Origin of the sequence: Streptomyces sp. NPDC050674, from assembly GCF_040654575.1 — a bacterium.
Taxonomy (GTDB): Bacteria; Actinomycetota; Actinomycetes; order Streptomycetales; family Streptomycetaceae; genus Streptomyces.
Window position 1 is genome coordinate 139,497 of the sequence record NZ_JBFAIG010000001.1, and the last position, 21,600, is coordinate 161,096.

General features: G+C 73.7%; 21 protein-coding genes, 1 pseudogene and 1 riboswitch. Of the genes and pseudogenes, 16 read left to right on the plus strand and 6 right to left on the minus strand.

Annotation, left to right across the window (positions count from 1 at the left end; genetic code table 11):
- Positions 1-138: 138 nt before the first annotated feature.
- The 3 genes from AB0I06_RS00635 to AB0I06_RS00645 form a co-directional block, all read right to left on the minus strand.
- Positions 139-852, minus strand: a complete 714-nt coding sequence (locus AB0I06_RS00635; protein ID WP_363116521.1) for a hypothetical protein — start codon at positions 850-852, stop codon at positions 139-141.
- A gap of 311 nt (positions 853-1,163) precedes the next feature.
- Positions 1,164-1,301, minus strand: a complete 138-nt coding sequence (locus AB0I06_RS00640; RefSeq protein ID WP_363116522.1) for a hypothetical protein — start codon at positions 1,299-1,301, stop codon at positions 1,164-1,166.
- 12 nt (positions 1,302-1,313) lie between these two features.
- Complete coding sequence (locus AB0I06_RS00645) at positions 1,314-1,790, minus strand: DUF4396 domain-containing protein (RefSeq protein ID WP_363116523.1); 477 nt, start codon at positions 1,788-1,790, stop codon at positions 1,314-1,316.
- A 59-nt stretch (positions 1,791-1,849) separates the two neighbouring features.
- Between AB0I06_RS00645 and AB0I06_RS00650 the strand changes: the two genes are divergently transcribed.
- Positions 1,850-2,707 (plus strand): SDR family oxidoreductase, encoded by an 858-nt coding sequence (locus AB0I06_RS00650; protein ID WP_363116524.1) that lies wholly within the window; start codon positions 1,850-1,852, stop codon positions 2,705-2,707.
- A 51-nt stretch (positions 2,708-2,758) separates the two neighbouring features.
- Here the strand turns inward: AB0I06_RS00650 and AB0I06_RS00655 are convergent.
- Positions 2,759-2,968: pseudogene (locus AB0I06_RS00655) on the minus strand (SAM-dependent methyltransferase); the annotation flags it as partial.
- A 193-nt stretch (positions 2,969-3,161) separates the two neighbouring features.
- Here AB0I06_RS00655 and AB0I06_RS00660 point away from each other — a divergent pair.
- From AB0I06_RS00660 to AB0I06_RS00725, 14 genes are all read left to right on the plus strand, one after another.
- Positions 3,162-3,959, plus strand: a complete 798-nt coding sequence (locus AB0I06_RS00660) for a VOC family protein (protein WP_363116525.1) — start codon at positions 3,162-3,164, stop codon at positions 3,957-3,959.
- 218 nt (positions 3,960-4,177) lie between these two features.
- Complete coding sequence (locus AB0I06_RS00665) at positions 4,178-4,714, plus strand: GNAT family N-acetyltransferase (RefSeq protein ID WP_363116526.1); 537 nt, start codon at positions 4,178-4,180, stop codon at positions 4,712-4,714.
- A gap of 64 nt (positions 4,715-4,778) precedes the next feature.
- Complete coding sequence (locus tag AB0I06_RS00670) at positions 4,779-6,281, plus strand: ABC transporter substrate-binding protein (RefSeq protein WP_363116527.1); 1,503 nt, start codon at positions 4,779-4,781, stop codon at positions 6,279-6,281.
- Positions 6,282-6,301: 20 nt separating this feature from the next.
- Positions 6,302-8,179, plus strand: coding sequence for an ABC transporter permease subunit (locus AB0I06_RS00675; protein ID WP_363116528.1), 1,878 nt, complete (start codon positions 6,302-6,304; stop codon positions 8,177-8,179).
- The gene (locus AB0I06_RS00680) at positions 8,176-9,468 is read left to right on the plus strand and encodes an MFS transporter (RefSeq protein ID WP_363116529.1); all 1,293 of its coding nucleotides are present in this window, start codon (positions 8,176-8,178) and stop codon (positions 9,466-9,468) included. The genes AB0I06_RS00675 and AB0I06_RS00680 overlap by 4 nt, the downstream gene beginning before the upstream one ends.
- A 292-nt stretch (positions 9,469-9,760) precedes the next feature.
- The gene (locus AB0I06_RS00685; protein WP_363117007.1) at positions 9,761-11,164 is read left to right on the plus strand and encodes a serine/threonine-protein kinase; all 1,404 of its coding nucleotides are present in this window, start codon (positions 9,761-9,763) and stop codon (positions 11,162-11,164) included.
- A gap of 129 nt (positions 11,165-11,293) precedes the next feature.
- Positions 11,294-11,479: riboswitch (cobalamin riboswitch) on the plus strand.
- Positions 11,480-11,508: 29 nt separating this feature from the next.
- Positions 11,509-12,210, plus strand: coding sequence for an energy-coupling factor ABC transporter permease (locus AB0I06_RS00690; RefSeq protein ID WP_363116530.1), 702 nt, complete (start codon positions 11,509-11,511; stop codon positions 12,208-12,210).
- Positions 12,207-12,575, plus strand: a complete 369-nt coding sequence (locus tag AB0I06_RS00695) for an energy-coupling factor ABC transporter substrate-binding protein (protein ID WP_363116531.1) — start codon at positions 12,207-12,209, stop codon at positions 12,573-12,575. Before AB0I06_RS00690 ends, AB0I06_RS00695 begins: the two co-directional genes overlap by 4 nt.
- A 6-nt stretch (positions 12,576-12,581) precedes the next feature.
- Positions 12,582-13,331: a cobalt ECF transporter T component CbiQ gene (cbiQ, locus tag AB0I06_RS00700; RefSeq protein WP_363116532.1), complete on the plus strand. Its 750-nt coding sequence runs from the start codon at positions 12,582-12,584 to the stop codon at positions 13,329-13,331.
- Entirely contained in the window at positions 13,328-14,182 is an 855-nt protein-coding gene (locus AB0I06_RS00705; RefSeq protein ID WP_363116533.1) for an ATP-binding cassette domain-containing protein, read from the plus strand. Before cbiQ ends, AB0I06_RS00705 begins: the two co-directional genes overlap by 4 nt.
- An 827-nt stretch (positions 14,183-15,009) precedes the next feature.
- A complete protein-coding gene (locus AB0I06_RS00710) occupies positions 15,010-15,666 on the plus strand; it encodes a maleylpyruvate isomerase N-terminal domain-containing protein (RefSeq protein ID WP_363116534.1) in 657 nt (218 codons plus the stop codon).
- Positions 15,667-15,739: 73 nt separating this feature from the next.
- Entirely contained in the window at positions 15,740-16,543 is an 804-nt protein-coding gene (locus AB0I06_RS00715; protein ID WP_363117008.1) for an alpha/beta hydrolase, read from the plus strand.
- Positions 16,543-17,865, plus strand: a complete 1,323-nt coding sequence (locus tag AB0I06_RS00720) for a SpoIIE family protein phosphatase (protein ID WP_363116535.1) — start codon at positions 16,543-16,545, stop codon at positions 17,863-17,865. The genes AB0I06_RS00715 and AB0I06_RS00720 overlap by 1 nt, the downstream gene beginning before the upstream one ends.
- On the plus strand, positions 17,862-18,203 hold the full coding sequence (locus AB0I06_RS00725) for an STAS domain-containing protein (protein ID WP_363116536.1): 342 nt from the start codon (positions 17,862-17,864) through the stop codon (positions 18,201-18,203). The genes AB0I06_RS00720 and AB0I06_RS00725 overlap by 4 nt, the downstream gene beginning before the upstream one ends.
- Positions 18,204-18,282: 79 nt before the next feature.
- On the opposite strand, the gene AB0I06_RS00730 is transcribed toward AB0I06_RS00725, so the two are convergent.
- Positions 18,283-18,618, minus strand: coding sequence for a tautomerase family protein (locus AB0I06_RS00730; protein WP_363116537.1), 336 nt, complete (start codon positions 18,616-18,618; stop codon positions 18,283-18,285).
- 332 nt (positions 18,619-18,950) lie between these two features.
- Between AB0I06_RS00730 and AB0I06_RS00735 the strand changes: the two genes are divergently transcribed.
- On the plus strand, positions 18,951-20,765 hold the full coding sequence (locus tag AB0I06_RS00735) for an ABC transporter ATP-binding protein (protein WP_363116538.1): 1,815 nt from the start codon (positions 18,951-18,953) through the stop codon (positions 20,763-20,765).
- Between the two features lie 10 nt (positions 20,766-20,775).
- Here AB0I06_RS00735 and AB0I06_RS00740 read toward each other — a convergent pair whose 3' ends face one another.
- Positions 20,776-21,477, minus strand: a complete 702-nt coding sequence (locus AB0I06_RS00740; RefSeq protein WP_363116539.1) for a TetR/AcrR family transcriptional regulator — start codon at positions 21,475-21,477, stop codon at positions 20,776-20,778.
- Positions 21,478-21,600: the final 123 nt, after the last annotated feature.

Sequence of the window (21,600 nt, forward strand, 5' to 3'; positions counted from 1 at the left end):
GGTCCCGTGAGCGGGGGGTGCGGGCGTGCCCCGTACGGCACCCGGGGAGGCGGGACCACCTGGGGGTGCGCCGAAGTACGGAGGGAACGACCGCGGCCGGGGCGCGCAGGGGCTGCCCCGGGTGATGACCGGCTGCCGTCAGGCGGCAGCGGCTCCCGCGGGTGGTCCCCTGGTGGTGATCGCGTGGACGAGCAGGAGGGTGTGCGGCGTACGGTGCGAGGGCCGTCGTCGTCCGCGCACGGGCGGCGGTGGCGGTGCGGGGAGAGCGGTCAGGAGCCGCAGGGGTGCGGCGAGCCGGCTGCCCAGGGCGCGCAGCAGCCGGAAGACGGCCCGTTCTCCGTGTCCCAGCCACAGGCCGCACAGCAGCGCGGCCAGGAGGTGGGCGGCGAGCATGCCGAGGGACGCGTCACCGCCCGGAGCGTGCCCCGCGTGCCCGAGGGGCAGAGGCAGGGAGCCCATGTCGTGCGTCATGGATCCCATGGCGTGGCTCATGGAGCCCTCGCCGTGCCCCATGCCGTTGCCCCTGGGCATGGGCATGGGCGGCGTGGTGTGGCCCATGGACGGCATGGTCATGGAGTGCATGCCCTGGACGGACGGTGTCCGCGGCCCGAGCGAGAACGCCGAGTGCAGAGCCGTCTGGACGGCGACGGCGACGGCCACGACCGTCCGCAGCCCGCGCTCACGGCCCGCCAGGCACCAGCCCGCCACGCCCGTCAAGGCCCATCCGGCCCCCAGCGTCACCGGGGGCACGTGGTCGCCGGACATCATGACGTGCCCCAGGGCGGCGAGCACGACACAGGCGGCCGCGAACACCGCGGCCCGTATCGTGCGAGCACACCACCCAGCAGTCATGGCGCCTCATCCTCGCATCCGGACCCGCTCCGACACCCATGGGTACGGACATCGCCCGGGCGGGGCACTCACTACCGGCCATGTGATCCGGGCCACTGTCCTGGAGCCGAGGCCGCCCCACCGCGGAGCCCGGGCCGCCCTTCGGACTGCGTCCCGATCTGGCCGCGTCACCCCTCGCGGGTGGCGCTCCGGTGCCACGCCCGGAGTCGGCGGCGCAGTCCGCTCCGGCGGCCGGTGCGTCGTGGCCGCCCGGCGCCGCCCAGGGTGTGCCGGGCGGAGCGCCAGGGGTCGCCGGGTACCGCGGCGGGGCTCTATGCCCGCGCCTGGGCCTGGATCTCCTGGTGGGCGTCATGGGCCGTCACCTGGAAGGCCTCTTCGTACGAGGCCATGGCCGCGCGGATCCCGGAGCCGGCGAGCCCTCGACGCCGGACCACGGACGCGAGCCGCACGATGACAGTGCGTCAGTGGTGGGCGTGGACCACGGCGTGCCCCCTGCCGCGGCCGATCATCCACTTGTTGACGGGGGTCGTGATCAGGAAGGCGACCGCGAAACCGCCCAGGAGGGCGTACCAGAAAAGTCCTTCCGACAGGTGGGCGTCCATGGCGCCGGGAGTGAGGGCGATGATCACGTTGTCGACGAGTTCCATCACGGCGATCGAGACCGTGTCCGCGGCGAGCGCGATCCGGATCGCCGCCTTCAGGCGGAGGCCGACCCGGACCACCGCGAACAGCGTGAAGGAATAGCCGAAGAGGAACGCGAGCCCGATCGCCAGAACCATCGTGGGCACGTTGCCCCACGCCAGCGCTGTGCCGATGACCATGCCGAGGATCTCGCCGATCGCACAGCCGGTCAGGCAGTGCAGGGTCGCCTTGACGGCGGTTCCCCAGGACGCCGTCCCGTGCGCATGCTTCTCAGGTTCGTGAGCGGTGTGGTCCATGAGCTCCACTATATACCCCCCCGGGGTATACGCATCGGATCCGGCTAAGGTGGATCGCCATGACGACCCAGCCGACCCAGCAGACCCAGCAGACTCGTCCGACGCCGCAGACGCCGATCCAGCCCACGCCGCGGGCGCCCGCGGCCCAGGCCTACCTCGCCGAGCTGTTCTCCCTCGAAGGCCGGGTCGCGGTCGTCACCGGGGGGAGTTCCGGCATCGGCCGCGCCATCGCCGGTGCCCTGGCGCGTGCCGGGGCGAGCGTGGTGGCCGTGGCCCGCGGTGAAACCGGCCTGAACGCGACGGTCGAGGAGCTGACGGCGCAGGGCTGCCGCGCCGCGTGGGTCGGCGCGGATCTGAGCACCCGGGAGGGCGTACGGACGGCCGCCGAGCGGGCGGTCGAGGCCTTCGGGGAGCCCGACATCCTCGTCAACAGCGCCGGGATCAATCTGCGTCCGCCGATGGACGAGCTCACCGAGGACGTCTGGGACGCCACGATGGCCGTCAACCTGGAGGCACCCTTCCTGCTGGGGCAGCGCTTCGGCCCCGGCATGGCGGAGCGGGGGTACGGGCGGATCATCCACATCAGCTCGCAGCAGGCGCATCGCGCGTTCGTCCAGAGCGGCGCCTACGGCGCGTCCAAGGGCGGGCTGGAGGCACTGGCCCGGTCCCAGGCCGAGGCGTGGTCGCCGCGCGGCGTCACCTGCAACCTCCTGGTGCCGGGCGTCGTCTTGACACCGCTCAACGCGCGCCTGTCGTCGGACCCGGAGAAGGTGGCCGCCCTCGCCGCCCGCACGATGGTGGGGCGCAACGGCCTGCCCGGGGACTTCGCCGGGGCCGCGGTCTTCCTGGCGAGTGCGGCGTCCGCCTACGTCACCGGTCAGTCGCTGTTCGTCGACGGCGGGCTGTCCGTCCACTGACGCCGGCCCTCCGGTCGCGCGATGCGCCTGCCGAGGGCGGCGGCCGGGGGGTCAGGCTCCGGGCGGGTCCCTCCACCACACGAACACCTCCGTGCTCGGACCCCGTTCGCAGAACAGGCCGGACGGTGACGCCTCCCGCAGTGAACGCCGCAGCTCCGCCTCGAAGGCGTCACGGCGGCCCGCGAACAGGTGGGGAGCGGAGAACGACATCGAGAACACCCCGTCGACGACGTCGTCGCAGGTCCGCTCCAGCGCCTGCCCCCAGCCGGTCACCACGCCCGCCCACCGCCCTCACCGCACACAGGTCCGCGGCCACCCGCCCGGGTGACCGTTCCGAGGATTCCATGAAGGGGCCGGCCACCGGCGATCCCCCGAACGGACAGCCACCGGCAGGCGATGACCGGGACCCGGTGCCACGCTGGGCAGACACGACCCGTGGAAGGGAAACATCGCCATGATCACGACGGAGTACGTCCCCGGTTCCCCCTGCTGGCTCGACCTGGGCGCTCCGGACGTCCGGGCCGCCGCCGCCTTCTACGGTGCCGTCCTCGGGTGGGACTACCAGCCCATGGGCGAGAGCGAGGACTTCGAGGGTGGGCTGTTCAAGAAGGACGGCAAGATCGTCGCAGGGCTCGGCAAGCTCACCGAGGAGGGCGCCCGCCCGGCCTGGATGCTCTACTACAGCGTGAGCGACGCCGACGCCACCACCCAGGCGGTGCAGCAGGCGGGCGGCACCGTGCGGGTCGCGCCGATGGACCTCGACGACTGGGGCCGGATGGCGCAGTACAGCGACCCGCTGGGCGGCCAGTTCGCCGTCTGGCAGCCGGGGACGAACAAGGGCCTGGAGCTGGTGGACCAGCCGGGCTCGCTGTCGTGGACCGAGCTGATGACGACCGACGCGGCCGGTGCGCGGGAGTTCTACGGCGCCCTGTTCGGCTGGCAGTTCAGCGACATGCCGCTGCCGGGTGACGCGGGCACGTACACCCTGATCACTCCCGCCGGGCTGTCCGAGGACCGGATGCACGGCGGCCTCATGGAACTGCGCGCGGAGGACCTCACGCCGACCGGCGGGCGGCCGTACTGGCACCCGGTGTTCGCCGTCGACGACTGCGACGCGGCGGTGGCCGAGGTGACCCGCGGCGGCGGCAGCGTGCAGATGGGGCCGGTGGACATGGAGGGCGTCGGCCGGCTCGCCGTCTGCCTCGACCCGGCGAACGCGGACTTCGTCGTGCTCGCGCCGTCCGAGAGCTGAACCGGCTCCCTCGCAGGGCCGATCGCCTCTCCTCCCGGGCCGACCGGCTTCCTCGCAGGGCCGATTGCGTCTCCGACCGGGCCGACCGTCCCTCCTCCCGGCCGACCGCCCCTCCTCTCGGGCCGACCGCCCCCCAGCCGGGCCGATCCGCGGCCGTCCCGTGCATGCCGACGGACCCCCGGCCCGGCCTGAGATCTCTTCTTGCATATGATGCGCAAATGCGTGACTACAGCATCAGGCAGGCCACGGAGGCCGACGTCGACGATGCCCGGGCGGTGATGCTCGACACGGTGTACCGAGACTTCGCCACCGGCTATGTGCCACGGTGGCACGCCGACATCATCGACCCGGTGTCGTTCTACCTCACGCCGCCCCGGCACACCCTCCTGGTCGCCGTCGACGAGCGGGACGGGACGGTGGCGGCCACGGCGGCACTCGACGCGCGCGGCCCGGCGCACCCGCCGAACCCGCGCTGGCTGGCCGAGCGATTCCCTTCGGGTGAGACCGCCCAGCTCCGGCGGGTGTACGTGCGCCCCGAGCACCGGCGCCGCGGGCTGGCCCGTCAACTGGTCGACGAGCTGCTGGAGTTCGCCCGGGCCGACGGCGGATACCGGTCCGTGTACCTGCACACGTACCCGCACTCCCCCGGCGCGATGGGCCTGTGGCGAGCACTGGGCAAGGAGCTGTGCGACGAGCGGGAGGAGGTGCCCGGCGGGGGCAGCGGCGCCGTGCACTTCGAGGTGCCGCTGGCGTGACGCCGCGCGGCCGAGGCACCCCGCCCGTACCGCCCATCTAACGAAAATGATATTCATATACTCTATGAGAACCACCCGCCTCCGGCTCATGTCCGGCCTGCTCGCGCTGCCCGTGCTCTCCGGTTGTTTCGCGTCCTCCGGTGACGACACCTCGGCCTCCTCCGACTCCCCCGCAGGCGCACGTCTGCGTGTCGCCCTCCCCTTCGCCCCGACCGAGAACTACTCGCCGTTCGGCCAGGACGCGATGCTCCTGTCCCGGCTCGGTGTCGTCGAGGGGCTGACCAAGCTGGACGCCAACGGCACGGCCGTTCCCGCGCTCGCCGAGTCGTGGAGCAGTGAGAACGGCGGCAGGAGCTGGGTGTTCACCCTGCGGGACGCGAAGTTCCAGAACGGCGAGGCCGTCACCGCCAAGGCCGTCGCCGGGGCCCTCACGGCCGCCGGGAAGGCCGACCCCGCGCCGGCGGCGATATCCGGCGTGCAGCTGACCGCCACGGCCGAGAACGACAGGCGGGTCCGGGTCGCCACCGCGAAGCCCGACCCCGTGCTGCCGCTGCGCCTGTCGAACCCCTCCCTCTCGGTGTTCGCCCCCAAGGCCTACGGCGCGAAGGGCACGGTGGACGTCGTCGGCACCGCGACCGGCCCCTTCGCACTCACCAGGATCAATGGAGACACCGGGGCCACCCTGGACCGCTTCGACGACTACTGGGGCGGCCGGGCCCAGGCGTCCGGCGTGACCGCCAGGTTCGTCTCCGACGGCACCGCCCGCGCCAACGCCCTGCGCACCGGCGACGTCGACATCGCCGAGTCCCTCCCCGTCGCCCAGGTCGCCTCCCTGGACAAGGACGACGTCCACGAGATCAACACCGCCCGCAACACCAGCCTTTACCTCAACACCAAGTCGGGCGCCTTCACCGACGCGGGGCTGCGGGCCGCCGCACGCGAGGCCATCGACACCTCCGTCATCGCCAAGGGCGCGTACGAGGGGTACGCCGTGCCCGCCCAGGGCCTGTACGGGCCCGCCCTGACCTGGGCCGCCGGCAAGCGCGTCGAACCGGCCGGACGGGCACGGGCGACCGACCCCGACGGCAAGAGCATCACCCTCGCCACCTACAGCGACCGGCCCGAGCTGCCGGAGGCCGCCCAGGTGCTGCAACAGCAGCTCCAGAAGGCCGGTTTCAAGGTGAAGCTGGAGGTGCGCACCTACGCGCGCCTCGAAGGGGACATGATGGCTGGCGCCTTCGACGCCGTCGTCTTCTCCCGCAACATGATGCTGGACACCGGCGACCCGGTCACCGTCCTCGCGAGCGACTACACCTGCGACGCCCCGGGCAACCTGTCGTTCCTGTGCGACAAGAAGGTCGACAAGCTGGTGGCCGACGCCCAGGCCGAGGCGGACACCGCCCAGCGGCAGGCCGCCGCCATGAAGGCGGAAGCGGCCGTCCTCGGCACCGACGCGGTGATCCCGCTGGTGCATCTGAAGCTGGTCGCGGGCATCGCGACCTCCGTGCGGGGCGCGCTGCCCGACCCGTACGAGCGCACCCTCATAGGTACGGGGACCCGGCGCTGAAAAGCTCGCACACACCCTCGATGAACAGCGCGTCCGCCGCTCTGCGCGCACTCGCGGGCGGCGCCGCCCCGACGCTGCTGTGGCGGGCCGCGCTCATGGCCGCCCTGGTGTGCGGCATCGGTCTGCTGCCCTGGCTGTCGCACACCGATCCCGCGCTGACCGTCCTGCGGGCCCGGTCGGCGGACCGCGATCCCACTCCGGAGACCCTGCGCGCCATCCGGGACCAACTGGGCCTCGACGACGGCCCGCTGCCGCTGCTCGGCCGCTGGCTGGGCGGGCTGCTGCACGGGGACGCGGGCACCTCCTGGGTGTCCGGCGGCCAGGTGCTGCCGGGCGTGGTGCAGGCCCTCGGCGTGTCGCTGCTGCTGATGGCCGGGGCCCTGACGGTCGCCGCGGTCACGGCCGCCGCCGTCTGCGCCCGTACGCTGCGGCTGGGCACGCGGGGCGGGCTCGGGGCGCGCCGTCCCGGCGGGACCGCCACGGCCGTGCTGGCCGCGCTGCCCGAGTTCCTCGTCGCCTCGGTACTGGCCTCGGTGATCGGCGTGCAGCTCGGCTGGCTGCCCGCGCTGGGCTGGTACGGGCCGCAGTGGATGGTGCTGCCCTCGCTCGCCCTGGGCCTGCCCGCCGGGGCGGTCCTGGGACGGATGCTCGACGACCTGCTGCCCGGCGCGTTCGGCGAGCCCTGGGTCATGGCGGCCGCGGCACGCGGTGTGCCGCCGAGGTCCGTGGCGCGGCAGGCGGTGCGCCGCTGCGTGCCCGGACTGCTGACCAACCTGGGGCTGTTCGTCGTCGGTCTGACCGGCGGCTCGGTCGCCGTCGAGCAGATCTTCGACATCCCGGGGCTGGGCCGGCTCACCCTGCACGCCGCCCTGGCCCAGGACCTGCCCGTCCTGCAGACCGGCACGCTCGCCCTGGTGCTGCTCGCGGCCACCGCCGGGGTCCTCGCCCGGCTCGCCGCCCGGCTGCTGGTCGGGCCGGCGCTGCGCGACGGCGCCCTGCAGTCCCTGCACCGGCCCCGGCCGCCCGCGCCCCGCGCCCTGCCGCTGCTCTACGGAGCGCTGCTGGCCGCCGTCATCGGATCCGGGCTGGCCCGCGACCCGCTCGCCCTGGACACCCTCGCCCGGCTGCGGCCCCCCTCCCCGGCGCATCCCTTCGGGACGGACGCGCTCGGCCGGGACGTCCTCGCCCGGATCTCCCACGGGGCGCTGACCACCCTCGGCCTCGCCGTCGCGGTGAGTGCCGCCGCCCTCGTCGTGGGGCTGCTGCTGGGGCTGGTGCCGAGGCTGTCCGGGCCGCTGGTCGACACCGTCAGCGCGCTGCCGCCGGTGCTGGCCGGTCTCCTCGTCACCGGCATCGCGGGCAGCGGCCCCTGGACACCCGCCCTGGCCGTGGCCGTCGTGGCCTGGTCCCCGCTGGCCGCGCACGCCTCCTCGCTGCTGCGGGAGGAGCGTGCGACCACCCATCTGACGGCCACCCGGGCGCTGGGCGCGGGCCGCTGGTACCTGCTCCGGCACGAACTGCTGCCCGCCGTCGTGCCCCCGGTCGCCCGCCACGCCCTGCTGCGGCTGCCGGGCGTCGCGCTGGGTCTCGCCGCGCTCGGCTTCCTCGGGCTGGGCGCCCAGCCGCCGTCCCCCGAGTGGGGCCTGCTGCTCGCCGAGAACCAGCCGTACGCCGAGCGCGCCCCGTGGGCCGTCCTGTTCCCCGCCGCCGTGCTCGCCCTGCTCGGGGCGCTCGCCGTGACGGCCGCGGGGGGCCTGCGCCTGCCCCGGCGCCGCACCCGGCCCACGCCCCCGGCCGAACCGCCCGCCGACCGGGCCGCACGGGTCCGGCTCGGGCGGCCGGACCGCCCCGCCGCCCTCCTGACGCCCATGTCCGCCTCACCGACAGAAGAACGATGACCGGTCTCCTCTCCCGTGCCCTCGCCCGCAAGTCCGCCCGTACCTCCGACGCCGGGGTGCGCGACGGCACCTGGCGTCTGTGCAGGGAACTGTCGCCGCTGCTGCGGCTGCTGATCCTCACGCAGCTCGCCTTCAACATCGGTTTCTACGCGGTGCTGCCGTTCCTCGCCGAGCACCTCGGCACCGCGATCGGCATGGCGGGCTGGCTGGTCGGGTTCGTGCTCGGCCTGCGCACCTTCAGCCAGCAGGGCCTCTTCGTGGTCGGCGGGTGGCTCGTCGACCGGTTCGGGGTGCGGCCGGTGGTGCTGGCCGGCTGCGTTCTGCGCGTCGCCGGGTTCGTGTGGCTCGGGTACGCGCAGGCGAGCGGTGCCGTGATCGGGGCGGTGCTGGTGATCGGCTTCGCCGCCGCGCTGTTCTCCCCGGCCGTGGAGTCCGAGGTGGCCCGCCAGGCGGTGGTCTGGGAGGAGGAGGGGCACGGTCCGCGCACCCGGGTCCTGGCCCTGTTCAGCGTGGCGGGCCAAGTCGGGGCGTTCGCCGGGCCGCTGCTCGGGGCGCTGCTCCTCGCGGTGGACTTCCGCACGGCCTGCCTGGCCGGCGCCGGGGTGTTCGTGCTCGTCCTCGCCGGGCACCTGTGGCTGATGCCGCAGCACATTCCCGGCCGGGTCCGCGTCCGGGAGCGCGGCGGGATGCGTGTCCTGCTGCGCGACAGGCGTTTCCTCGCCCTGTGCTGCGCGTACGGCACCTATCTGCTCGCCTACAACCAGCTGTATCTGGCCCTGCCGGACGAGGTGCAGCGTGCGGCGGGCTCCCAGGCGCCCCTGTCCTGGCTCTTCGCGCTGTCCTCGGTGCTGGTGGTCTTCACGCAGCTGCCGGTGACCCACTGGGCGGGCGAGCGGCTGGATCTGCGCCACTCCATGGCCGCCGGACTGCTGCTGATCGCGTCCGGTTTCGCGGTGGTGGCCGCCGCCCGGCCCGCGGGCTGGACGGGCACCGCGGGGCTGCTGCCGGCCGCGGGCTTCGTGATCTTGCTCACGGTGGGGCAGATGCTGGTCGTACCCGCCGCGCGCGCCTGGGTGCCGGACCTCGCCGAGGAGGGGCGGCTCGGCCTCTACATGGGTGCGCTGTCGTCCGTCTCCGGCCTGATCGTCCTCGCCGGCAGCGCGGCCACGGGCTCCCTGCTCGATCTGGGCCTGCCGCCCGCCGTGCCGTGGCTGGTCCTCGCGGCCGTACCCGCCCTGGCCGTGTTCCTGCTGCCGCGCCGGGTGAAGGAGGCGGGCGCGACGGCCTGAAACGGGGTCGGGAGGCGCCCCGCGCGCGGCGGGAACCGGGTGCGCGGGGGTGTCACCCGGCGTGCGGCCGTCCCGCCCGGCGTTTTCCGCGGCCGTACCGTCCGGGGACACCGCTGTGGGGCTCCGTGGTCATACCGCGCCAGTATCCTGGGTCGGCTGCGGCGCCCCTGCCAATCCCCGCGCACGAGCGGGGAGTTCGGCCTGCGGCGACGACCTTCCCACACGCATGAGACGAGGACGAGTGCTGCTAGCGGGCCGCTACCGGCTGGATGTTGAGATCGGGCGCGGTGGAATGGGAGAGGTCTGGCGCGCGTACGACGAGACGCTCGCCAGAGCGGTGGCCCTCAAGCTGCTGCTGCCCCAGGACACCGACGCCACGGCGACCTCCCGGTTCCGACTGGAGGCGCAGACCGCCGGGCGTCTCAACCACCCCAACGTCGTCGGTGTCCTGGACTTCGGCGAGTACGACAACCGGCTGTACCTCGTGATGGAACTGGTCGAGGGCGACAGTCTCGCCGGGGTGCTGACCAAGTCCGGCGCGCTTCCCGCCGAGGAGGTGGCCCGGCTCGCCGCGCAGGCGTCCGCGGGGCTCGCCGCCGCCCACGGGCAGGGCATCGTGCACCGGGACGTCAAACCCGCCAACCTGCTGCTGGACACCCAGGGCACGCTGAAGATCGGTGACTTCGGCATCGCGCGGTTCCTCGACGACCCGGGCGCCGCGCTCACCGCCACCGGCCAGATCGTCGGCACCGGCCTCTACCTCGCGCCCGAACGGGCCCTGGGCAAGCCCGCCGGGCCCGCCTCCGACATGTACTCCCTGGGCTGTGTGCTCTACCAACTGCTCAGCGGCCGTCCTCCGTTCCAGGCCGACACCGCCGTCGCCCTTCTCCACCAGCACCTCGACTCGGCCCCCGTGCCGCCTCGCGACCTCGGTGTCTCCGGACTGCCCCCGGCGTTCGAGAACTACCTCCTCGGGCTGCTCGCCAAGCAGCCCGAGGACCGGCCCACCGCCCAGCAGGCCGCCGAGTGGTTCGCCGGGGGCGCCTGGCGGGGCCTGCCCGAGCCGTTGCCGGAGGTCTCGCCGCCGCCGCTGCGGCCGCGGCCCGCGCCGACGGCGCTGTCCGCGCCCCCGGGCCGGTACGCCGCCGAGGCGGGCAGCCCGACCACGTACGCGCTGCCCGCGACCACGGGGCACCGCACCGCGGCCCGGGCGGCCCAGGCGGGGCGTTCGGGCCGCTCGCGCGGGCGCGGCGGTCCCGGCAACCGGCCGAGGCTGGTCGCGACGGCCGCCGCCGCGGCCCTCTTCCTCGCCGCGATGCTCATCGGCATGCGCTGGTTCTCCCCCGACACCACGGCGGAGGGCACGGAACCCGACGCGTCCCCGTCCGCGAGCAGTCCGGCCGCGACGCCGTCCGCCGGCTCCGCCGCGTCCCCCTCCACCGAGCCCGCATCCGGCCAGGGGGCCGGTCCGGGGTCCGGCCAGGGGGCAGCCGGCACGCCGGCCACCGGAACCGTGGCCGATGTCACCGCGTCCGCGCCGGCCGCTTCCCCGACCCCTGCCGCGGCCCCGCCCGGCGCCGCGCCTCCGGCGGAGGAGGCGGGTGACGGCGGCCCGGCGCAGCCGAACCCGCAGGACCCGCAGGCCGGGCAGGACGGGGAGGGTGACGACGGCGGGGACGAGGGCGGCGACGACTGACACGGCCCGGACGCCGGACGACGCGGCCGTGCGCGCAGCGCGTGGATCAGCGGGGGGATGCGCCGGCGTGCGAGCGGACGCCCCCTCGCGCGCCCCCATGGGTGGCTTGTCATCGCCCTTACCCCGGCCTTATTGTCACCAGGCCTTGGTGAACGGGAAATCCGGTGTGATGCCGGTGCGGCCCTCGCCACTGTGAATCGGGAAGTCCGGCTCCGGCCCTCACGGGCAGCCACTGGGTCCTTGTGACCCGGGAAGGCGGAGTCCGGGCGGTGGTACCCGTCAGCCAGGAGACCGGCCAAGGCGCGTCAACCATCCACGAGGTGCTGGAGAGGGTCTGCTGAGCCATGCACATTGCCGAGGGTTTCCTTCCTCCGGCGCACGCGGTCGCCTGGGGCGTCGCGTCGGCGCCGTTCGTCGTCCACGGGGTCCGGTCGCTCACCCGTGAAGTGCGCGAGCACCCCGAGAGCACCCTGCTCCTCGGTGCGTCCGGCGCCTTCACCTTCGTCCTGTCCGCCCTGAAACTGCCCTCCGTCACCGGCAGTTGCTCGCACCCGACCGGCACGGGCCTGGGAGCCATCCTGTTCCGGCCGCCCATCATGGCGGTGCTGGGCACCATCACCCTGCTCTTCCAGGCGCTGCTGCTCGCGCACGGCGGTCTGACCACGCTCGGCGCCAACGTCTTCTCGATGGCGATCGTCGGCCCCTGGGCCGGATACGCCGTCTACCGGCTGCTGCGGCGCTACGACGTGCCGCTGATGGTGACGGTGTTCTGCGGCGCGTTCGTCGCCGACCTGTCCACCTACTGCGTCACCAGCGTGCAGCTGGCGCTCGCGTTCCCCGACCCGGGCAGCGGCTTCCTGGGCGCGCTCGCCAAGTTCGGCTCCATCTTCGCCGTGACCCAGATCCCGCTCGCGGTGAGCGAGGGCCTGCTGACCGTGCTCGTGATGCGGCTGCTGGTGCAGTCCAGCAAGGGCGAACTGACCCGGCTGGGCGTGCTCCTCGCCGACAAGCAGGCCCCTGCCGAGTCGGAGGCGGTGGCCCGGTGACCAGGAACACGAAGATCAACCTGATGCTGCTCGCCGCCGTGGCAGCGCTCGCGGTGCTGCCCTTGGCGCTCGGCCTCGGTGACCACAAGAAGGAGCCGTTCACGGGTTCCGACTCCGAGGCCGAGACGGCGATAACCGAGCTGAAGCCGGACTACGAGCCGTGGTTCTCGCCGCTGTACGAGCCGCCGTCCGGCGAGATCGAGTCGGCGCTCTTCGCGCTCCAGGCGGCCCTCGGCACCGGTGTCCTCGCCTACTACTTCGGTCTGCGCCGGGGACGCCGGCAGGGTGAGCGGCGGGCGCTGGAGCGGGAGACCGACAGCGCGCTGTCCGGCGCCGCCGCGAAGTCCGCCGCGGAACGGGACTGATCCCGGGTGCTGCCGATCGACGCGGCGGCGCACAGCAGTCGCTGGCGCCGCCGCCATCCCGTGGACAAGGCCGTGCTCGGGCTCGGCCTCACCGTGCTCGCGATCTCCCTGCCGCCCTGGCCGGGCGCGGCCCTGGTGCTCCTGACGGCCCTGGTGGTGCTGCTGGGGCCGGCCGGGGTGCCCGCGCGGCGGCTGTGGCGGGCCTACCGGGTGCCACTGGGCTTCTGCGTGACCGGCGCGGTCACCCTGCTGGTCCAGGTCGGCGGGCCGGGGGGTTTCTTCTCCTTCGCCCCCGACGGCCCCGTCCGGGCCGGGGAGTTGCTGCTGCGCACCTCGGCGGCCTCCCTGGGCGTGCTGCTGTTCGCCTTCACCACACCCCTGTCCGACCTGCTGCCGCGCCTGATCCGGGCCGGGATCCCGGCGCCCGTCGTGGACGTCGCGCTGGTGACGTACCGGATGAGCTTCCTGCTGCTGGACTCCGTGCGCCGCATCCGGGAGGCCCAGGCGGCCCGGCTCGGGCACACGGGCCGGGCCGCGGAGTGGCGTTCCCTGGCCGGGCTCGGCGCCGCCGCGTTCGTCCGGGCCTTCGACCGGGCCACCCGGCTCCAGGCCGGGCTCGCCGGACGCGGCTACGACGGCACCCTGCGCGTCCTGGTGCCCGAGGCCCGGGTCTCCGTCCGCTTCACGACGGCCAGTTGCGCGCTGCTCGCGGGGCTGGCCGTCCTCACCCTCGTACTGGAAAGGCCGCTGACATGAGCGAGCCCGCCCTCGTCGCCCTGCGGGGCGCGTCCTTCGCCTACGAGGACGGCCCGGCCGTGCTCAGCGGCCTCGACTTCGAGATCCGCGAAGGGCGCGCGCTCGCGCTGCTCGGCCGCAACGGCAGCGGCAAGACCACGCTGATGCGGCTGCTCTCCGGGGGACTGCGGCCCCACCAGGGGCGGCTGACGCTCGAAGGGCGGCCGGTGTCGTACGACCGCAAGGGTCTGACCCTGCTGCGGACGACCGTGCAGCTGGTGGTGCAGGACCCGGACGACCAGTTGTTCGCGGCGTCGGTGGAGCAGGACGTGTCGTTCGGGCCGCTGAACCTGGGCCTGGACGACACGCAGGTGCGGGCGCGGGTGGCGGAGGCGCTCGCCGCGCTGGACATCACGGCCCTGGCCGACCGGCCCACCCATCTGCTCTCCTACGGGCAGCGCAAGCGCACCGCCATCGCGGGCGCGGTCGCGATGCGACCGCGGGTGCTCGTCCTCGACGAGCCGACGGCCGGGCTCGACCCCGAAGGCCAGGAACGGCTGCTCACGACCCTCGACGGACTGCGCGCCGCCGGCACCACGGTGGTGATGGCCACGCACGACGTCGACCTCGCCCTGCGCTGGGCCGACGACGCGGCGCTCCTCACCCCCTCCGGTGTCCGCACCGGACCCGCGGCCACGGCACTGGCCCGCACCGATCTGCTGCGCGAGGCCGGGCTACGGCTGCCATGGGGCGCGGCGGCGGCGGAACTCCTGCGCGCCCAGGGGTTGTTGTCCACCGCGGAACCGGGACCGCGGACGCCGGACGAACTCGCCGCGCTCACGGCGGCGCGGCCGGGGGGCGTTGCGGGCTGAGCCCTCCGCGCGCGAACGCACCGGCGGGCACGTCGGCCCCGCCGGGCGTTGGCCCCCACCCCGGCGCGTCAGGCTCGCCGGGCGGCTTGCCCCACCTGGTGCGTTCGCCCCCGGGCACGCTTTTCCAACCGGGGCGCGCAGCCGCCGGGCGTTGACCCCACCCCGGCGCGTCTGCCTCGCTGGGCGCGGCTTGCCCCGCCGAGCGCGCTCGCCCCACCGGGGCGCGTCCCACGCTTGCCCCACCGGGGCGGCGTCAGCCCGCACGAGCTCGCTCGCCTCGCTGAGCTCGGGCGCCCCACAGGGCGCTTCCGCCCGCTGGCACTGCTTGCCCCGTAGGGCTCCTTGACCTACCAGGCGCGTGGCCCCATCTCGATGGGTCCGCCGTCAGGCGCGCTTGCCCACCGGGGCACGTGGCTGCGCATGGCGCCCGCCGAACGCGTGGGGTCCCAGGGATTGCGGGCGGTGCCCAGCACGCCGTCCGTCGTGCCGAAGACACACAGTTCGGGGACGTTCGCGCTTGCCCCACCGGGGCGCGTCAACCCTGCCGAGCTCGCTCGCCTCGCTGAGCTAGCGTGCCCCACAGGGCGCTTCAGCCCCGACTGGCACCATTTGCCCCCTAAGGCACGCTTGCCCCACCGGGGCGCGTGGCCCCACCCGCGCGCTCGCCTCGCCGGGCGCGCTTGCCCAACCGGGGCGCGTTGGCCCCATGCCGGCGCGTTCGCCCTCGCCGGGCGCCACCGCACCACCGCACCGCCGGGCCTCCGCCGACCGGGCGGTCGTCCGATATGTGGTTGTCCGGTGTCGCGGCGCGGCACTACGGTGCCGAGGTGGATCTCTTCTCACACACCTGGGCGGCGTTGCGGGCGGCGGTGGCCGAGCTGGCCGACGAGGACTTCGGGCGGCCCTCCGGCTGCACCGGCTGGCTGGTGCGGGACCTGGTGTGCCATCTGATCGTCGACGCGCAGGACGTCCTGATCACGCTGGCCACTCCGTCCGACCGGGAACCGACCCGTGACTCGCTGACGTACTGGGACGTCTCCGACACGCCGCCGACCGGTGACGACCCGCTCGACGCGCTGACCGTCCGGCTGGCCGCCGCGTACGAGGACCCGCACCTGCTGAAGTTCCATCTGGACGACGTCGGGTCCGCCGCCGGCCGTGCCGCACTGCTCGCCGACCCCGCGGGCCGCGTCGGCACCCGTGACGAGGTCCTCACCGTGGGTGACTTCCTGTCCACGTACGTCATGGAGTGGACGCTGCACCACCTCGACCTGATCGCCTACCTCCCGGACGCGGAGCAACCGCCCGCGGAGGGGCTCGCCCGGTCCCGGGAGATGCTGGAGCGGATCGCGGGAGGCCCCTTCCCGTCCACCTTCCACGACGTGGACGCACTGCTGATCGGCACCGGCAGGCGGCCGCCGACCGCAGCGGAGCAGGCCGGGCTCGGCGCGCTGGTCTCGAAGGTACCGCTGTACCTGGGCTGACGTCGCCGTCGCGAAGACCCTGCTCACCGGCCCGCCGTCGAACGGCCCCGGCCGAGGTGGGAGCATGGGCAGTATGGACATCCGCAGCAGGAACAATGTCAACGTCATCGGCCGCGACGACGCGCCGGTGCTGCTCCTGGCACACGGGTTCGGCTGCGATCAGAACATGTGGCGACTCGTGGTGCCGGCGCTGGCCGAGCGCTACCGGGTGGTGCTGTTCGACTACGTCGGTTCCGGCGGCTCGGACCTCGGGGCTTGGAGCGAGGAGCGGTACTCCTCGCTCCAGGGCTACGCCGCCGACGTCGTCGACGTCTGCGAGGAGCTGGACCTGCGGCAGGCGGTGTTCGTGGGGCACTCGGTCAGTGCCATGGTCGGAGTGCTGGCCGCGCAGGCCGCCCCGGAGCGCATCGGGGCGCTCGTCATGGTGACCCCCTCCCCCTGCTACCTCGACGACGAGGGCTACCGCGGCGGCTTCAGCACGGAGGACATCGACGAGCTGCTCGCCTCCCTGGAGGCCAACTACCTGGGCTGGTCGTCCGTGATGGCACCGGTGATCATGGGCAACCCGGAGCGGCCGGAGCTGGGCGAGGAGCTGACCAACAGCTTCTGCGCCACCGACCCCGACATCGCCCGTGTCTTCGCCCGCACGACGTTCCTCACCGACAGCCGCGAGGACCTGAAGAACGTGTCCGTGCCGACGCTCGTACTGGAGTGCGAGCAGGACGCCATCGCACCCCGTGAGGTCGGCGCCTACGTGCACGCGGCGATTCCCGCGTCCCGCCTGGTCACGCTCGACGCCACCGGCCACTGCCCGCAGCTCAGCGCGCCGCAGGCCACCACGGAAGCGATCCTCGGCTTCCTGGAGTCACTGAAGTGATGTGCCGTACGGGCGGCGTACCGGAGCCCGCCGGGACGGGGGGCCACGCGAGCACGGACGCGGCCTTCTCCGCACTGCTGGAGGACTGCGCGGACGACCTGTACGAATCCGCGCCCTGCGGTTACCTGTCCACGATGATGGACGGCACCATCGCCAAGATCAACACGACGCTGCTGGACTGGCTCGGCCTGGACCGTGAAGCCGTGGCGGGCCGCAAGCGCTTCACGGACCTGCTCACCGTCGGCGGCAAGCTGTACCACGAGACGCACTTCGCTCCGCTGCTGCGCATGCAGGGCGAGCTGCGCGGCATCGCCCTGGACATGCGGCGCCGCAGCGGCGGTCCGCTGCCGGTGCTGGTCTCCGCCGTGATCAAGCACGGCACCGAGGGCGAACCGCTGCTGATCCGCATCACCGTCTTCGACGCCTCCGACCGCCGCGCCTACGAGAACGAGCTCCTGCACCGCCGCCGGGAGGCCGAACGGGCCCGCGCCGAGGCCGACGAGGCACGGCGGCAGGCCGAGGCCGACCGGGTCAGACTGGCCGACGCACTCGCCGTCCTTCAGCGCTCCCTCGTGCCGGACTCGCTGCCCGTCGTGCCGGGCCTGGAGACGGCCGTCCACTACCACACGGCCGCGCCGGACCAGCTCGGCGGCGACTTCTACGACCTGTTCCCCGTCACCGGCGACCGGTGGGCGTTCTTCCTCGGCGACGTGTGCGGCAAGGGCCCGGAGGCCGCCTCCCTGACCTCGCTGACCCGTTACACGCTGCGCGCCGCGGCCCACCACGACCCGGATCCGGCCTCGGCGCTGAGCACGTTGAACGCCGTGCTGCACGAGCGGTACACCGGTGACGGCAACCCCCGGTACTGCACCTGCATCGTCGGGATCGTCGAACCGGGCGGCGAGCACGGGCCGACGCGCGTGCGTCTCGCCTCCGGCGGTCACCCGCCGGCGCTCGTCCTGCGCTCCGACGGCCGCGCCGAGTTCCTGCCGACCCCCGGGGGACTGCTCATCGGCGTGCTCCCCGACGCGCCGATCGGCACCGCCGAGACCGTCCTGGCGCCCGGTGACACGCTCGTGCTGTACACCGACGGCCTCACCGAGGCCCGCCTCGGCGTGGGCCGCGACGACCTGTACGGCGAGGACGCCCTGCACGCCTTCGCCGAGAAGCACGCGCCCGCCGGACCGCAGGAGGTGATCAACGCCCTCACCGAGCTGCTCGAGAGCTTCGGCGACGGCCTCGACGACGACACCGCCCTGCTCGCCCTCGGCGTTCCCGCCGCCCCTTCCGTCAACGCTCCGGCCACGCATCACACCTCATGAACCCACTCACCGTCAGGCAGCACGACACCGCGACCGGCCCCGTGCTGCACGTGGCCGGCGACCTGGACTTCGACCAGGCCCCCGTCCTCCGCGGCAGGCTCGACCAGCTCTCCCTGTCGCCGGGGCAGTGCCTGGTCATGGACCTGTCCGGACTTCGGTTCTGCGACTCCTCGGGCATCACCGCGCTCCTCGCCGCCCGCCAGCACGCCCTGGCCGCCGACGCCGACCTCGTCCTGACCGCCGTACCGGCGAACCTGCTGCGCGTCCTCACCCTTGTCGGCCTCGACCAGGTTTTCACCCTGCGCCCGGGCTCCAGCGCCGCGTCAAGGCCGGCTTGAGGTGTTTCTCCGGCAGCGGCTGGGAGCTTCGGGTCGGGCGCCTCACGCCACTCGACGGTGCCGGGCGACGTAGGTCGGTTCACGCATCGGCCCGCTTCGCCAGCGCCACCAGAGCTGCGTGGCGGACGACGGCGCCGCCGGCGCCCCAGGTGCCGTCGGGCTGTTCGTGCACCAGGACCCACACGCGCAGGGCGTCGTCCGTGGTGAGTCCGGCGGCGGACAGGACGGTCTTCGTCGCGTCCTCGACCAGACCCGCCCGGCGGCGCTCGGACAGGACGCCCTGCGGCACGGTGACCTCCACCAGGAAGCGCGCTTCGTCGTCCTCGGCGGTGCGCTGGGCGCCCTCGGGCAGCTTGACGAGGTAGCTCGCCTTCGTGCCGTTCTTCCCGCTGCGCGGCGGCTTCGGCGACCTCACCGGTGGCCGCCTGGCCAAGGCGGCGGAACGGCACGGGGCGAGCGTCCCGCAGATCACCCTGACCGCGCGGGACCTCTCCCACCTCACCTGACGCACCGGCAGGGCACCACGCCCGCCGCTCGCCGGAGCGCGCGACCGTCCCACCCCGAATCCGCCCGCCGCGCCCCAGAGCGCTCCCCGCACACCACTCACCGGCCGGAAAAGGCTTGGACGCCATGGCCGGCATCGCGGGACACTTCCGGACTCGACCCGAAACCTCACACATCCGTTGCGGCGATGGCCCCTGCCCGCGCGCGGCTTGGCGGGCGGCCACAGGACGACACAGGGGTGGGATGGAAACGCCGGAAACACACAGGGTTTTACCGGGCAGGCGCTCGGTGCTGCTCGCACTTCGCTACTACGGACGGGAGTTGTCCCGGCTGCGCCGGTGGACGGCACCCGCGATGCTGCTCTCGGCGCTGGGCAACATCGGAATCAACTACATCGCGCCGCTGATCGTCGCCAGGCTCATCGGCGACATCGCGGGGGGCGAGGACGTCACGGCCGGCTCGATGCTGCCGTACGTGCTCGCCTTCGCCGGTGTCCTGCTGGTCGCGGAGGCACTGTGGCGGATCGCGCTGCACTGCCTCAACCGTCTCGACGCCCTGGGCATCGAGCACCTCTATGTGATCGGCATGGACGAACTGTTCGCCAAGGACGCCGCGTTCTTCCACGACAACTTCGCCGGTTCGCTGACCAAGCGCGTCCTCAGCTTCGCGTCACGGTTCGAGCCGTTCGTCGACACGCTGACGTTCCAGATCATGGGCAACCTCGTGCCGCTGACCTTCGGAGCGGTGGTGCTCTGGGGCTACGAACCGCTGCTCGTGGCCGGACTGCTGGTCATGATCGCGCTGACGGCCGTGCTGGCCGTGCCCCTGATCCGGCGACGGCAGCGGCTCGTCGACCAGCGTGAGGAGGCGATCGCCCGGGTGTCGGGCCATGTCGCCGACAGCCTCATGAACATGGACACGGTCCGGGCGTTCGCCGCGGAGGAGCGCGAGGCCGCCGAACACCGCTCACGGGTCGCGATGTCCCGCCGGCTCACCATCCGCTCGTGGGACTACGGCAACCTGCGGATCGACACGCTGGTCGCGCCCATGTCCGTGCTCACCAACGTGATGGGCCTGCTGCTCGCGGTCCTGCTCGCCGGGGACGCGCACGGGGTGGAGGCGATCGTCGTCGCCTTCGCCTACTACAACAACGCGACGCGGATCATGTTCGACTTCAACCAGATCTACCGGAGGCTGGAGAGCTCGATGACGGAGGCGGCGCAGTTCACCGAGCTGCTCCTGACACCGCCGACCGTGCTCGACCCGAAGACGCCGGAGCCGTTGCGGCCGCGGGCCGCCGACGTCCGCTTCGAGAAGGTGACCTTCGCCCACCGGGGCGGCCGGCCACTGTTCGAAGGCCTCGACCTGCATGTGCCGAGCGGGGCCAAGATCGGCCTCGTCGGCCGGTCCGGCGGCGGCAAGACGTCCCTCACCCGGCTGCTGCTGCGGATGACGGACATCGACGGCGGCCGCATCCTGGTCGGCGGCCAGGACATCAGCAAGGTGCGCCAGGCCGACCTGCGCGCGCGGATCGCCTACGTGCCGCAGGACCCGGCGATGTTCCACCGCACCTTGCGGGACAACATCGCCTTCGCCCGGCCGGACGCGACCGACGCCGAGATCCGCCGGGCGGCCGAGGCGGCCCATGTCACCGAGTTCGCCGCCGCGTTGCCCGACGGCTTCGACACCATGGTGGGCGAGCGCGGCGTCAAGCTGTCCGGCGGGCAGCGCCAGCGGGTCGCCCTGGCGCGTGCGATCCTCCGGGACGCGCCGATCCTGCTGCTCGACGAGGCGACCAGCGCCCTGGACTCCGAGAGCGAACTGCTGGTCCAGGAGGCGCTGTGGCGGCTCATGGACGGGCGGACCGCGCTGGTGGTGGCGCACCGGCTGAGCACGGTCGCCGGCATGGACCAGCTCGTCGTCCTCGACCGCGGCCGGATCGTCGAGCAGGGCACCCACCAGGAGTTGCTCGCGGTCGGGGGCGCCTACGCGAAGCTGTGGCAGCACCAGTCGGGCGGCTTCCTGGACGACACCTCCGGGCGGGCCGAGGTGCTGTAGCGCGGTTTCGCTACCCGCCCGGGATAGCCCGTGCCCGGGCCGCAAGGGCCTCCAGCAGGAGGTCCACCGCCTCTTCGAAGGAGCTGTCCGCCATCGCGGGCAGCTCCGGTCGTACCGCGGTCAGGGAGGGGTAGGCCACCGGGTCGAGGTCCTGGTAGACGTCACGCCACGACCGGTGGTCCGCCTCGCGCCGCTGTGCGGGGAGCGCGTGGAACGCCGCCTCCGTGGCTGCGTGGCTGAGCACGGTGTCGATGAAGGCCAGGTAGAGCCGGGCGGCGTCGGCCGGCGGGAAGCCGGCGCCGAGCAGCAGGCCGATCCCGGTCTCGACGGCACGGATCTCGTTGCGGCGCCGGGTCACGCGGTGGGCGGCCATCGCGGCCGCCCGGGGATGGGCGAGGTAGCCCGCGCGGACCCGCAGGGCCATCTCGCGCAGTGCGGCCACCCAGTCGTCCCCGGGCGCGAATCCGGCCATGGCGTCGCCGATGATCCGGTCGGCGATGGCGAGCACCAGGTCGTCGGTGCCGTGGAAGTAGCGGTAGAGCGCGGTCGGGTCACAGCCCAGGGCCGCGCCGAGCCGGCGCACGCTCAGCGCCTCGGGCCCGTGCTCGCCGATCAGCCGCAGCGCGGTCTGGACGATCAGCTCCTCCGACAGCAGGACCCCCGACCGGGTCGGTCTGCGACGCCTGCGTTCCTGCGGGACTCGGGTGCTCATGGCCGGGCTCCTCTCCTGAACACGCCAGAGGCGTGGCGTACTTGAAGCTTGTGGCGCGCCCAAGGCCCTGCGGCCCGCCCAAGGCCAAGGCCCTGTGGCCCGCCTGAGGCCCATGGCCCGCCT

Coding starts and splice junctions, on each gene's coding strand:
- AB0I06_RS00635 (WP_363116521.1), bottom strand. CDS start 852: ATGACTGCTGGGTGGTGTGCTCGCACGATACGGGCCGCGGTGTTCGCG.
- AB0I06_RS00645 (WP_363116523.1), bottom strand. CDS start 1,790: ATGGACCACACCGCTCACGAACCTGAGAAGCATGCGCACGGGACGGCG.
- AB0I06_RS00650 (WP_363116524.1), top strand. CDS start 1,850: ATGACGACCCAGCCGACCCAGCAGACCCAGCAGACTCGTCCGACGCCG.
- AB0I06_RS00660 (WP_363116525.1), top strand. CDS start 3,162: ATGATCACGACGGAGTACGTCCCCGGTTCCCCCTGCTGGCTCGACCTG.
- AB0I06_RS00665 (WP_363116526.1), top strand. CDS start 4,178: ATGCGTGACTACAGCATCAGGCAGGCCACGGAGGCCGACGTCGACGAT.
- AB0I06_RS00670 (WP_363116527.1), top strand. CDS start 4,779: ATGAGAACCACCCGCCTCCGGCTCATGTCCGGCCTGCTCGCGCTGCCC.
- AB0I06_RS00675 (WP_363116528.1), top strand. CDS start 6,302: ATGAACAGCGCGTCCGCCGCTCTGCGCGCACTCGCGGGCGGCGCCGCC.
- AB0I06_RS00680 (WP_363116529.1), top strand. CDS start 8,176: ATGACCGGTCTCCTCTCCCGTGCCCTCGCCCGCAAGTCCGCCCGTACC.
- AB0I06_RS00685 (WP_363117007.1), top strand. CDS start 9,761: ATGGGAGAGGTCTGGCGCGCGTACGACGAGACGCTCGCCAGAGCGGTG.
- AB0I06_RS00690 (WP_363116530.1), top strand. CDS start 11,509: ATGCACATTGCCGAGGGTTTCCTTCCTCCGGCGCACGCGGTCGCCTGG.
- AB0I06_RS00705 (WP_363116533.1), top strand. CDS start 13,328: ATGAGCGAGCCCGCCCTCGTCGCCCTGCGGGGCGCGTCCTTCGCCTAC.
- AB0I06_RS00715 (WP_363117008.1), top strand. CDS start 15,740: ATGGACATCCGCAGCAGGAACAATGTCAACGTCATCGGCCGCGACGAC.
- AB0I06_RS00720 (WP_363116535.1), top strand. CDS start 16,543: ATGTGCCGTACGGGCGGCGTACCGGAGCCCGCCGGGACGGGGGGCCAC.
- AB0I06_RS00725 (WP_363116536.1), top strand. CDS start 17,862: ATGAACCCACTCACCGTCAGGCAGCACGACACCGCGACCGGCCCCGTG.
- AB0I06_RS00735 (WP_363116538.1), top strand. CDS start 18,951: ATGGAAACGCCGGAAACACACAGGGTTTTACCGGGCAGGCGCTCGGTG.
- AB0I06_RS00740 (WP_363116539.1), bottom strand. CDS start 21,477: ATGAGCACCCGAGTCCCGCAGGAACGCAGGCGTCGCAGACCGACCCGG.